Raw genomic sequence first — 13,049 nt, 5'->3', positions numbered from 1 at the left:
CATCTACACAAGTATAGATTAATTCGATAGTTACGAAATTAGATACACAATAAACATAGCAGTTAATACACTTTTTGTAGGAGACACCATGGATATCTTTTTACTGAGTAATGGCAAACTTTCCGGCAACCCTGTATGGCTAAGTTACGCATTACCAAGAATTAGCGAAATGATTGAACGTAAACAGATTAAGTCAGCAGTATTAGTGCCTTATGCTGTTTTACGTGGTTCTCACGATGAGCGTGCAGAGCAGTTAAGCGATGCTTTAGGCATTAAGGTAACTTCGATTGAACATTTTGAAAGCCCAGTCGAAGCCATCGAACAAGCAGAATGTATTCTTGTGAGTGGCGGTAATACATGGTGGTCAAACAAATGCTTGCATGAGAATGGCTTAATTGTTGCTATCCAACGTGCAGTACGTGAACGCGGTGTACCTTACATTGGTTGGAGTGCGGGTTGTAACGTGGCGACCCCAAGTATTCGTACAACGAATGATATGCCTGTGAGCAATGCGGTTATCATGCCGTCTTTAGGGCTGTTTCCAATGCAAATTAACCCACATTATATCGATGCGCATATTTCTGGGCATATGGGTGAAACACGAGATGAGCGCTTACAAGAATTCTGTGTTATTAACCCTCATGAAGTTGTTGTCGCGTTACGCGAAGGTAGCGGATTACAGATCAAAGGAAATGAATTAAGCTACTTCAGTGGTAAAAATGAAGGTTTCAAGCTGTTTCAGCACAACAAAACATTCCCTGAGCAATTTGATACCGTATCATTAAAGGATTATGTTCCGTTTGATTGCAAGTAAAGTGATATACTTAATCTGAAGATATTGATTATTAAGTATGTTTAACAGCAACTTGTAACCTTGGCTGGGAACCTTATAATGAGGTTCCCCCTGTAATAGTAAAAGAAGATAATGAAATACCGTGACCTTAGAGATTTCATCGCGCAGCTTGAAAAGCAAGGCGAACTAAAACGCATTACGATGGAAGTCGACCCTTATTTGGAAATGACTGAAATCGCAGATCGTACACTAAGAGCAGGGGGACCAGCCTTACTATTCGAAAACCCTAAAGGCTATAATATGCCCGTTCTGTGTAACTTGTTTGGTACAACCAAGCGCGTTGCTATGGGAATGGGGCAAGAAGATATTAAAGCCTTACATGATGTGGGTAAGTTGCTCGCTTTCTTGAAAGAACCGGATCCTCCTAAGGGTTTTCGTGACTTAATGGACAAGTTGCCGAAATTCAAACAAGTGCTGAATATGCCAGCTAAACGCTTAAGCTCAGCGCCTTGTCAGGAAGAAATTTGGGCAGGTGATGATGTTGATCTGACTAAGATCCCCGTTATGCATTGCTGGCCGGAAGATGCTGCGCCACTGATTACTTGGGGTTTAACGGTCACTAAAGGTCCCCATAAAGAACGCCAAAATTTAGGTATCTATCGCCAGCAAGTCCTTGGCAAAAATAAAGTTATTATGCGTTGGTTATCTCATCGTGGTGGTGCGCTGGATTTCCAGGAGTGGTGTCAGGCACATCCAGGTGAACGATTCCCAGTCGCTGTGGCGCTAGGTGCTGACCCCGCAACGATTTTAGGCGCAGTGACACCAGTTCCTGATACGCTATCTGAATATGCTTTTGCTGGGTTACTCCGAGGCAATAAAACGGAAGTCGTAAAGTGTATTTCTAACGACTTAGAGGTTCCTGCAGGGGCGGAAATTATCCTTGAAGGATATATTGAACCGGGCGAAATGGCACCAGAAGGCCCTTACGGTGACCACACTGGTTATTATAACGAGATTGATGACTTCCCAGTATTTACTGTGACTCATGTGACTCAACGTCGCGATGCGATTTATCACTCTACCTATACAGGCCGTCCACCAGATGAACCTGCAGTATTAGGGGAAGCGCTGAACGAAGTTTTAGTGCCTATTTTGCAAAAGCAGTTCCCTGAAATTGTGGATTTCTATTTGCCACCAGAAGGTTGTTCCTATCGTCTGGCGGTTGTTACCATGAAAAAACAGTATGCAGGACACGCAAAAAGAGTAATGATGGGCGTCTGGTCTTACCTGCGCCAATTTATGTATACGAAGTTCGTGATTGTTTGTGATGATGATATCAATGCTCGTGATTGGAAAGATGTTATTTGGGCCATCACAACACGTATGGATCCTGCTCGTGATACTGTCATGATGGAAAACACGCCGATTGATTATCTCGATTTTGCATCACCGATTTCTGGGCTTGGTTCCAAAATGGGAATGGATGCGACCAATAAATGGCCGGGAGAAACCAACCGTGAATGGGGACGCCCTATTGTCATGACGCAGAGTGTCAAATCCCGCGTAGATGATATCTGGGAACAGTTAAATATTATTGAAAAGTAAGAGGAAAATCATGGCAACTTTGAGCTGTAAAGTCACATCTGTTGAATCTATCACGGATACAGTTTATCGGGTTATTTTGTTGCCAGACGGACCTTTTCATTTTAAAGCGGGTCAATATCTTATGGTCGTTATGGATGAAAGAGACAAACGACCATTCTCTATGGCTTCTACTCCCGAAAATAATCAATCTATCGAACTGCATATTGGCGCGTCGGAATTTAATTTATACGCTATGGCGGTGATGGATCGCATTTTAGAACAGCAACGTATTGATATTGATATTCCTCACGGTAAAGCGTGGTTCCGCGAAAATAGCCAAAACCCGATGATCTTGATCGCAGGCGGTACCGGCTTCTCTTATACCCATTCTATTCTATTGGCTGCTTTGGCTGAAAACCCTCAACGGGATATTACTTTCTATTGGGGCGGTCGCCAGTTAGAGCATTTGTATGACCTCGGTGAATTGCAGGCTATTAGTGAGCGTTATCCTAATCTGAAAGTGGTTCCTGTTGTCGAGCAACCGGATGAAAATTGGCGTGGAAGAACAGGAACTGTTTTGAGTACCGTGCTAGAAGATTTCGGTGACTTATCTGGGCATGATATTTATATTGCGGGTCGTTTTGAGATGGCGAAGATTGCGCGGGATAGGTTTTGTAATGAGAGGGGGGCAAAGTCCACCCAGTTGTTCGGCGATGCCTTCGACTTTTTGTGATTTGAGTATCCCCGTCATATTTCAAGCCACAGGGGTGTTAGCTTCATAAAGCTACCCTATCACATACTCCAGTATGCTCAAGGGATAGCTTTACTTGCCGCCTACCTGTGACCTGAACTATTTAGGGGATGGACTGAGTTGTATTCAATATTCTGGTTGATTGGTTGATTGGTTGATTGGTTGATTGGTTGATTGGTTGATTGGTTGATTGATTGATTTCACTGAGCTGGTTCGTGGATAAAAAAATCCCGCCCCTGACTAGGCGGGAACATTGCAAGATACGACAATGTAACGGCAAAATGAATTAGACTCTTTCGATAATTGTGGCGATGCCTTGCCCAAATCCAATACACATTGTAGCTAAACCAAACTGCTTATCATGTTGTTCTAACTGATTAAGTAACGCAGTTGTGATCCTTGCGCCAGAGCAACCGAGAGGGTGCCCTAAAGCGATTGCTCCACCACTTAAATTCACTTTCTGATCCACTTGGCTTTCTGAAATTTGCAGCCCTTTTAGGCAAGCAATAGACTGAGCCGCGAAAGCTTCATTAAGTTCAATAATATCAATATCATTCAACGTCAGCCCCGCACGCTTTAATGCTAATTCAGTGGCAGGAACTGGCCCAAAACCCATGATTGAAGGATCGCAACCAACCACGGCCATGGCGCGAATTTTTGCACGAGGTTTCAATCCATGCAGTTTGGCATAAGACGCACTGGCAAGTAGCATGGCTGAAGCACCATCGGACAGTGCTGACGAATTACCTGCGGTCACGGTACCACTGACAGGGTCGAAAGCGGGTCTTAATGCAGCAAGTCCTTCCAAATTGGCATCAAAACGGATGACTTCGTCATAGTTGATTGAAATAAGATTGCCATCAGCGTCATGTCCTGAAATCGGAACGATTTCACGGCTAAATTTACCATTCTTAGTTGCCGCTGCCGCGCGTTGGTGAGATCTCAATGCAAAGGCATCTTGTTCTTCGCGACTGATTTTATACATTTTGGCGAGCATTTCGGCAGTTAAACCCATGGCTCCAGAGGCTTTTGCTACGCGTAATGTGAGCTTTGGATTGAAATCAATACCGTGAGTCATTGGAACATGACCCATATGCTCAACACCTCCAATCAAAACGGAATGTGCATCTCCAGTCATAATGAAACGGCTTGCGTCATGAATGGCTTGCATCGAAGAACCACATAGGCGATTGACCGTGACCGCAGGAACTGTATGAGGAATATCAGTCAATAAAGCGGCATTTTTTGCGATGTTAAAACCTTGCTCTAAGGTTTGCTGAACACATCCCCAAATAATGTCATCCAACTCTTTCTTTTTCGCATTGGGATTGCGTTCAAAAATTGCATTCATCAGGTGTGCAGAGAGGTCTTCTGCTCTTACATGACGAAATACACCGCCTTTGGAACGGCCCATTGGTGTGCGTATACCATCAATAATGAAGACATTTTCCATAGGATTAACCTCTCGCAACTTTTTTAACATCAATAGCCACAACCGGTGGCTGCGGATAGTATCTGGCGTTAGTGGCCGCTTTTTCTTTCAATCCATTTGGAACTTGATAAAGCGGGCTTAAATGGGAGTAGGACTCCGCAGTTTTGACATAAGACTGGCTACCGAGTGTATCAAGATAGCAGAAAACACCTCCGCGGAATGGCGGGAAACCAAGTCCATAAACTAGCGCAATATCGGCATCTGAAGGGCTGTGTATAATGCCTTCTTCAAGGCAGCGAACCACTTCGTTCACCATTGGCGCCATCATTCGAGCAATAATTTCATCTTTAGTAAATGAACGCTTACTTTGGCGAATCGAACTTAATAATTCATCGGTTTTTGGGTCATCAATTTTCTTTGGTTTTCCTTTTTTATCTTTTTCATATTGATAAAAGCCTTTGCCATTTTTCTGACCAAAACGTTGTTGTTCAAACATAATATCGATGGCGTTCTTACCGACTTTTTGCATTCTTTGCGGAAATCCTTGAGCCATGACTTGCTCTGCATGAAATGCGGTATCAATCCCGACAACATCAAGTAGATAAGCCGGCCCCATTGGCCAACCAAATTCTTTTTCCATGACTTTATCGATTTCTCTAAAATCGGCGCCATCTTGAAGTAATAAGTTAAACCCAGCGAAATAAGGGAAAAGAACGCGGTTAACGAAAAAGCCAGGGCAGTCATTTACAACAATAGGGGTTTTTCCCATTTTATTCGCATAAGCAACCACTTTAGCGATGGTGGCATCACTGGTTTTTTCACCTCGAATAATTTCGACCAAAGGCATGCGATGAACAGGATTGAAAAAATGCATACCACAGAAGTTTTCTGGGCGTCTAAGAGAGTTCGCTAGTTCAGTGATTGGAATAGTTGAAGTATTTGAAGCCAGTATAGTCTCTGATGTGATTAGTGATTCCACTTCGGATAACACGGCGGCTTTTATTTTAGGGTTTTCAACGACAGCTTCAACGATCACCTGAGAATTATCAATGCCAGCATAAGATAAAGACGGATGGATAGAGGCTAAGGTTGTTGCCATATTATCTGCAGTGATTTTTCCTCGTTCAAATTGACCATTAAGCAGCTTTCTAGCTTCATCAATACCTAAATCTAAGGATTTCTCATTGATATCCTTCATCAGAACGGGAACACCCTTGCTCGCAGATTGATAAGCAATACCTCCACCCATAATGCCTGCACCCAGTACAGCTGCGTGTGCCGGTGCAGTAGAGGAACCTGCGATTTTTTTACTGGTCGATTTAACCTGTTGATCATTCAGAAAAACGCTAACTAATGCACGAGCAACATCACTATGAGCCAGCGGGACGAAAGCAGCAGTTTCATGTTTCAGTGCTTCATCTCGAGTGCAGTTTGCAGCTTTCTCGATAGTATTGACTGCACTCATTGGTGCTGGATAGTGTTTTCCAGCAACTTGATAGACCATACCTTTAGCAACGTTAAAGCTCATTGCTTGCTCTAGTGCGCTAAGTTTTAGCGGCTCAAGTTTTGGCTGCCGTGCTTGACGCCAATTTAATACGCCAGAAATAGCTTGTTCGATGATGTGCAAGGCTGCCTGTGGTAATTTTTCAGTTTCGACAATCGCATCCACTAAACCGAGTTTCAATGCTTGAGATCCACTAACATCTTTACCCGCAGTGATAATTTCCAGAGCGCTATCAAGACCAATAAGTCGAGGCAAACGGACTGATCCGCCAAAGCCAGGCATAATTCCTAACTTTGTTTCAGGTAAGCCAATTCTGGCATCGGGTGACGCAATTCTAAAATCGGTAGCGAGTACACACTCACATCCACCGCCTAGGGCATAACCATTAATTGCGCTAATAGTTGGAACAGGGAGATCTTCAAGGCGATTAAATATACTATTCGCGTAACCAAGCCAGTCACTGAGGGTTTCTTTGGATGCTTCGAATAGAGATAAAAATTCTTTAATATCTGCGCCAACAATAAAAGCGGGTTTATCTGAGCGCAAAATAACGCCTTGTAAATCGCTTTGTTGTTCGAGTACTGCAACTGCTTCATCAAGTGAAGCGACGGTATGAGTATCCAATTTATTGATTGGTCCTGATGAGTTAAACACCAGTTCTGCAATACCTTTTTTCAACCATTGAATAGAGATTGTCTCACTTTGATAAAGCATGCTGTTCTCCTTTATGTGGCGGTCTTATCTGGTATGACCAGATGAAAATCAGTGTGACGATAATGTTAATTAAATGCAAATGATTAATAACAAAACTGGAAGGCGGCTCACAGGAATTAAGGTAAATAACACAAGGTGAAAATGATATTTCTATTAATAATCAATGTATTAATCTTATCTTGTCATTGAGTGCATACACGTTATTAGCAGAACGTGATAAGCTTGATTTTTCTAACTAATACTGAAAGGTTGAACAAAATGGAAAAACTGGCTGGACTCTACGCAGAACATATTAAAACGCTACAAAAAACGACTCAGCAAGTTTTGCAACGCAGTAAATTAGATGCCATCTTGATTCATTCAGGAGAGCCAATTCGCATTTTCCTCGATGATAGTGACTACCCATTTAAAGTGAATCCACATTTCAAAGCATGGGTTCCAGTGACGGACGTCCCGCATTCTTGGTTATTAGTCGATGGAGTGAATAAACCGAAGTTATGGTTTTACTCACCAGTTGATTATTGGCATAGCGTTGAACCTTTACCAACTAGCTTCTGGACGAAAGAAGTTGAGCTTATTCATCTGAAAAATGCGGATGAAATTAAAGGCTTTTTAGCGAATTTACCGAAAGAGCATCTAGCTTATATCGGCTCCTCTGCAAACAAAGCCGAATCTTTAGGTATTTCGACACACAATATCAACCCAAAACCTGTACTCGATTATTATCACTATCACCGTTCATATAAGACAGACTATGAGCTGTACTGCATGCGCGAAGCCCAAAAAATGGCGGTGAATGGTCACTTATCAGCTTTCGAAGCTTTTCAAGCTGGGGCAAGTGAGTTTGATATTAATATTAGCTATTTAGAAGCGACAGGGCATCGTGATACGAATGTGCCTTACGGTAACATTGTAGCTTTAAATGAAAATGCAGCCGTGCTTCACTACACTAAATTACAGCAAACGGCTCCGAGTGAATTACGTAGCTTCTTGATTGATGCTGGTGCTGAGTATAACGGTTATGCCGCTGATATTACTCGTACTTATGCCGCTAAGAACAAAAGTGAATTTGCAGAATTAGTTGCAGATTTGAATACAGAACAACTCGCTTTGATCGCTTCAATTAAAGCTGGCGTGCGTTATACCGATTACCATGTAGATATGCATCACCGTATTGCGAAATTACTTACTAAGCATGGAATTGTGAAAGGGATTAGCGAAGATGCTATGGTTGAAAATGGTTTAACAACACCATTTTTACCACACGGATTAGGTCATCCATTAGGTTTGCAAGTTCATGATGTAGCAGGTTTTATGCAGGATGAAGACGGTACTCATTTAGCAGCGCCGAAAATGTATCCATTCTTACGCTGTACTCGTATTTTGGAACCAAGAATGGTGTTAACTATCGAACCGGGTCTTTACTTTATTGAGTCCTTGCTTTCTGCCTGGCGTACAGGGGAGTTCAGTCAGCACTTTAATTGGGATAAAATCGAGCACTTCAAACCTTACGGTGGTATTCGAATTGAAGATAATATCGTTATCCATCATAACCATATTGAAAATATGACTCGAGATTTGCATTTACCGTAATGAAAGCGTACTCAATTCCGGCAGAAACGATCTCTTTTTCGGAAGAGATCAAAAAAAGCCGTTTTATTACTTATATCGCTCATACCGAGGGTATTGACGCTGCGAAAGATTATATTCAATCGATTAAAGCGCAATACCCCGATGCCCGGCACCATTGCTGGGCATTTGTTGCGGGGCGACCTGATGATTCCCAGCAATTAGGTTTTTCCGATGATGGAGAGCCTACGGGAACGGCAGGTAAACCCATTATGGCGCAGCTATTAGGTAGCAACTTAGGTGAGATCACTTGCGTTGTTGTGCGTTATTTTGGTGGAATAAAGCTAGGTACGGGTGGGTTAGTCCGTGCTTATGGCAGTGGGGTTCAGCAGGCGCTGAAGTTGCTCCCAACACAAACTAAAGTCCCTCAAAAAATCTTCAATGTGGTATGTGATTACTCACTTATCAATGGAGTTGAGCAATTATTAGCTCAGGTAAATGGTACTATATTGCTCAGTGATTATAATGAGTCTGTATCTTTGCAAATTTCTATTCCTGCTACTTGTGAGCAGGAGGTCAATGATAAATTACGTGATATCAGTCGTGGGGAAGTTACTCTCTTAGAACCGTCACAAGAGCAAACAGCATAGCAAGGAACCGGCCGAATGCATTTTCGCGCAATAACTCGTATTGTCGGGTTACTCGTCATTATCTTCTCTTTTACTATGGTCATACCTGGTATTGTCGCACTGATATATCGCGATGGTGCGGGACGAGCATTCAGTCAAACTTTTATAACGGCGTTGCTGATTGGGCTTTTTTTATGGCTGCCTACGCGAAATAGTCGACATGAATTAAAAGCAAAAGAAGGTTTTTTAATTGTTGTTCTGTTTTGGACGGTGCTAGGGAGTGTCGGGGCACTGCCGTTTATCTTCTCTGAAAAACCCAATTTATCTGTTACAGATGCCTTCTTTGAGTCCTTTTCTGGGCTAACAACCACCGGTGCAACAACTCTGACGGGATTAGACTCTCTTCCGAAAGCGATCTTATTCTATCGGCAGATGCTGCAATGGCTTGGAGGGATGGGGATCATTGTACTCGCCGTCGCGATTTTGCCTCTCTTAGGTGTCGGGGGGATGCAGCTCTATCGTGCAGAGATGCCGGGGCCATTAAAAGATAACAAAATGCGTCCGCGAATTGCGGAAACGGCAAAAACCCTTTGGCTTATTTATGTGTTGCTAACTATCGCGTGTGCGATTGCATTATGGATCGCCGGTATGGATGTGTTCGATGCGATATCACACAGTTTTTCAACCATCGCGATCGGTGGGTTTTCTACTCATGATGCCAGCATAGGCTACTTTAATAGTCCTGCCATTAATACCATTATTGGCGTGTTTCTAATTATCTCGGGTTGTAACTTTGGCTTGCACTTTGCGGTTTTAACGGGAAGAAGCCTCGGAATTTATTGGCGCGACCCTGAATTTAGAATGTTCATCAGTTTCCAGTTTGTTCTAGTCGTGATCTGTACCGCGGTGCTGATGTATCACTCCGTATATGCTGGCTTTGGGCAAACGTTGGATCAAGCCTTTTTCCAAGTGGTCTCGATGGCGACCACTGCGGGTTTCACCACTGACAGTTTTTCTGGCTGGCCGCTGTTCTTGCCAATGCTTCTACTATGTGCGGCGTTTGTCGGTGGTTGTGCAGGGTCAACGGGTGGGGGATTAAAAGTGATTCGTATCCTTTTACTGTTCCTGCAAGGTTCCCGAGAGTTAAAACGATTAGTGCATCCTAATGCGGTCTATACCATTAAATTAGGACAAAGGGCGCTGCCAGAAAGGATCATTGAAGCTGTCTGGGGATTCTTCTCTGCTTATGCTTTAGTTTTCGTGGTTAGCTTGCTGCTTTTAATCGCCACTGGGGTGGATGAGTTTTCTGCATTCTCAGCGATTGCGACAACGTTGAATAACTTAGGCCCTGGCTTAGGTACTGTTGCTGATAACTTCACGACAATGAATCCTGCAGGTAAATGGATTTTAGTTGTCACGATGCTGTTTGGTCGTTTGGAAGTGTTTACTTTATTAGTATTACTGACCCCTACTTTCTGGCGTGAGTAATATAGCTGCGCCGCTAACGTATATAGATAGTAACGATTAGGAATAAAAATGAGTTATCTACTTTTGCACTCAAGCACCGATGGGCAAACCAAAAAAATCATACTTAAAATGGCAGATCAATTACGTCGCGCTGGGCGTGAGTGTGATATTCGTGATTTGAATTCAGATAAAAGCTTTAACTTATTTGCTTACGAAAAGGTGCTAGTGGGAGCTTCTATTCGTTATGGACATTTCAATAAGCAGTTAGTACGTTTTGCCACAACCCATCAGACTCAGCTTAATTCGATGAAAACGGGGTTCTTTGCCGTTAACCTTACAGCAAGAAAAGAAGGCAAGAATACCGTTGAGACGAATGCCTATACTCGTAAGTTCTTAGAGAAGTGTCCATGGCAGCCTACCGTGAAGTCTGTTTTTGCAGGCGCGCTGTTTTACCCTCGCTATAAATGGTTTGATAGAGTGATGATCCGGCTCATTATGAAAATGACAGACGGACCAACCGACCCAAATACAGAAATTGAATATACCAATTGGGATAATGTTGCGGCTTTCGCAACTGAATTTGATAATCTCTAGCTCGATATTTAAACGAATCGTGGTTGTTTTGCACGATTTGTTTAAAAAGGAAACGGTTGAATAAAAATATTCAAAAAACACTTGCGAGATTTTTCGAGCTCCCTATAATGCGCATCCGTTGTCACGACAAACCGGCTCGAAGAAAACCTCGAAGCCCCGTGATAACAGAGGTGAAGAAAGAAAATAGTTGAAAATAATCGCTTGACTTTCTAAATAAAAAACGTAGTATACGACACCTCGCGACAACGACCTAAAGTCGATAATCAAAAGATTAAGTCGCACCGCTCTTTAACAATTTATCAGACAATCTGTGTGGGCACTCACAGGACACTATCAAAAAAATATTTGATTTTAAGTCTTGAAGAGTGACTAACACGTTAATTCATATATATGAACTAATAGGTAATTTGGTTTCTTCGGAAATCAAACGACAGTAACATTCTTTGAGCATCAAGCTTTTTAATTGAAGAGTTTGATCATGGCTCAGATTGAACGCTGGCGGCAGGCCTAACACATGCAAGTCGAGCGGTAACAGGGGAAGCTTGCTTCTCGCTGACGAGCGGCGGACGGGTGAGTAATGTATGGGGATCTGCCCGATAGAGGGGGATAACTACTGGAAACGGTAGCTAATACCGCATAATCTCTTAGGAGCAAAGCAGGGGAACTTCGGTCCTTGCGCTATCGGATGAACCCATATGGGATTAGCTAGTTGGTGAGGTAATGGCTCACCAAGGCGACGATCCCTAGCTGGTCTGAGAGGATGATCAGCCACACTGGGACTGAGACACGGCCCAGACTCCTACGGGAGGCAGCAGTGGGGAATATTGCACAATGGGCGCAAGCCTGATGCAGCCATGCCGCGTGTATGAAGAAGGCCTTAGGGTTGTAAAGTACTTTCAGTTGGGAGGAAGGCGTTGATGCTAATATCATCAACGATTGACGTTACCAACAGAAGAAGCACCGGCTAACTCCGTGCCAGCAGCCGCGGTAATACGGAGGGTGCAAGCGTTAATCGGAATTACTGGGCGTAAAGCGCACGCAGGCGGTTGATTAAGTTAGATGTGAAATCCCCGGGCTTAACCTGGGAATGGCATCTAAGACTGGTCAGCTAGAGTCTTGTAGAGGGGGGTAGAATTCCATGTGTAGCGGTGAAATGCGTAGAGATGTGGAGGAATACCGGTGGCGAAGGCGGCCCCCTGGACAAAGACTGACGCTCAGGTGCGAAAGCGTGGGGAGCAAACAGGATTAGATACCCTGGTAGTCCACGCTGTAAACGATGTCGATTTGGAGGTTGTTCCCTTGAGGAGTGGCTTCCGGAGCTAACGCGTTAAATCGACCGCCTGGGGAGTACGGCCGCAAGGTTAAAACTCAAATGAATTGACGGGGGCCCGCACAAGCGGTGGAGCATGTGGTTTAATTCGATGCAACGCGAAGAACCTTACCTACTCTTGACATCCAGAGAACTTAGCAGAGATGCTTTGGTGCCTTCGGGAACTCTGAGACAGGTGCTGCATGGCTGTCGTCAGCTCGTGTTGTGAAATGTTGGGTTAAGTCCCGCAACGAGCGCAACCCTTATCCTTTGTTGCCAGCGATTCGGTCGGGAACTCAAAGGAGACTGCCGGTGATAAACCGGAGGAAGGTGGGGATGACGTCAAGTCATCATGGCCCTTACGAGTAGGGCTACACACGTGCTACAATGGCGTATACAAAGAGAAGCGACCTCGCGAGAGCAAGCGGAACTCATAAAGTACGTCGTAGTCCGGATTGGAGTCTGCAACTCGACTCCATGAAGTCGGAATCGCTAGTAATCGTAGATCAGAATGCTACGGTGAATACGTTCCCGGGCCTTGTACACACCGCCCGTCACACCATGGGAGTGGGTTGCAAAAGAAGTAGGTAGCTTAACCTTCGGGAGGGCGCTTACCACTTTGTGATTCATGACTGGGGTGAAGTCGTAACAAGGTAACCGTAGGGGAACCTGCGGTTGGATCACCTCCTTACCATTGAAGTGT

At 43.9% G+C, this 13,049-nt stretch carries 9 protein-coding genes and 1 rRNA gene; 8 read left to right on the top strand and 2 right to left on the bottom strand.

What is annotated here, in order from left to right:
- Nucleotides 1-88: 88 nt before the first annotated feature.
- The 3 genes from pepE (at nucleotide 89) to fre (ending at nucleotide 3,110) form a co-directional block, all read left to right on the top strand.
- On the top strand, nucleotides 89-814 hold the full coding sequence (pepE, locus tag GKR61_RS11940) for a dipeptidase PepE (RefSeq protein ID WP_154639809.1): 726 nt from the start codon (nucleotides 89-91) through the stop codon (nucleotides 812-814).
- A 111-nt stretch (nucleotides 815-925) separates the two neighbouring features.
- Nucleotides 926-2,398 (top strand): 4-hydroxy-3-polyprenylbenzoate decarboxylase, encoded by a 1,473-nt coding sequence (gene ubiD, locus GKR61_RS11935; RefSeq protein ID WP_006658346.1) that lies wholly within the window; start codon nucleotides 926-928, stop codon nucleotides 2,396-2,398.
- A 10-nt stretch (nucleotides 2,399-2,408) separates the two neighbouring features.
- Nucleotides 2,409-3,110, top strand: coding sequence for an NAD(P)H-flavin reductase (gene fre / locus GKR61_RS11930; RefSeq protein WP_036954929.1), 702 nt, complete (start codon nucleotides 2,409-2,411; stop codon nucleotides 3,108-3,110).
- Between the two features lie 304 nt (nucleotides 3,111-3,414).
- On the opposite strand, the gene fadA is transcribed toward fre, so the two are convergent.
- Nucleotides 3,415-4,581, bottom strand: coding sequence for an acetyl-CoA C-acyltransferase FadA (gene fadA / locus GKR61_RS11925; protein WP_154599622.1), 1,167 nt, complete (start codon nucleotides 4,579-4,581; stop codon nucleotides 3,415-3,417).
- Between the two features lie 4 nt (nucleotides 4,582-4,585).
- Complete coding sequence (gene fadB, locus GKR61_RS11920; RefSeq protein WP_154599621.1) at nucleotides 4,586-6,778, bottom strand: fatty acid oxidation complex subunit alpha FadB; 2,193 nt, start codon at nucleotides 6,776-6,778, stop codon at nucleotides 4,586-4,588.
- Nucleotides 6,779-7,036: 258 nt separating this feature from the next.
- On the opposite strand from fadB, the gene pepQ reads away from it, so the two are divergent.
- From pepQ to GKR61_RS11895, 5 genes are all read left to right on the top strand, one after another.
- Nucleotides 7,037-8,371, top strand: a complete 1,335-nt coding sequence (pepQ, locus tag GKR61_RS11915; RefSeq protein ID WP_036954921.1) for a Xaa-Pro dipeptidase — start codon at nucleotides 7,037-7,039, stop codon at nucleotides 8,369-8,371.
- A complete protein-coding gene (locus GKR61_RS11910) occupies nucleotides 8,371-8,997 on the top strand; it encodes an IMPACT family protein (RefSeq protein ID WP_036954919.1) in 627 nt (208 codons plus the stop codon). The genes pepQ and GKR61_RS11910 overlap by 1 nt, the downstream gene beginning before the upstream one ends.
- A 15-nt stretch (nucleotides 8,998-9,012) precedes the next feature.
- Entirely contained in the window at nucleotides 9,013-10,464 is a 1,452-nt protein-coding gene (trkH, locus tag GKR61_RS11905) for a Trk system potassium transporter TrkH (protein ID WP_108479348.1), read from the top strand.
- A gap of 48 nt (nucleotides 10,465-10,512) precedes the next feature.
- Complete coding sequence (hemG, locus tag GKR61_RS11900) at nucleotides 10,513-11,037, top strand: menaquinone-dependent protoporphyrinogen IX dehydrogenase (RefSeq protein ID WP_036954913.1); 525 nt, start codon at nucleotides 10,513-10,515, stop codon at nucleotides 11,035-11,037.
- Between the two features lie 460 nt (nucleotides 11,038-11,497).
- Nucleotides 11,498-13,037 (top strand): 16S ribosomal RNA (locus GKR61_RS11895).
- Nucleotides 13,038-13,049: the final 12 nt, after the last annotated feature.

Origin of the sequence: Providencia sp. wls1916, assembly GCF_009706585.1 — a bacterium.
Lineage (GTDB): Bacteria > Pseudomonadota > Gammaproteobacteria > Enterobacterales > Enterobacteriaceae > Providencia > Providencia lanzhouensis.
Note: the sequence above shows the minus strand (reverse complement) of the source record. Positions and strands in the feature narration are given on the sequence as shown.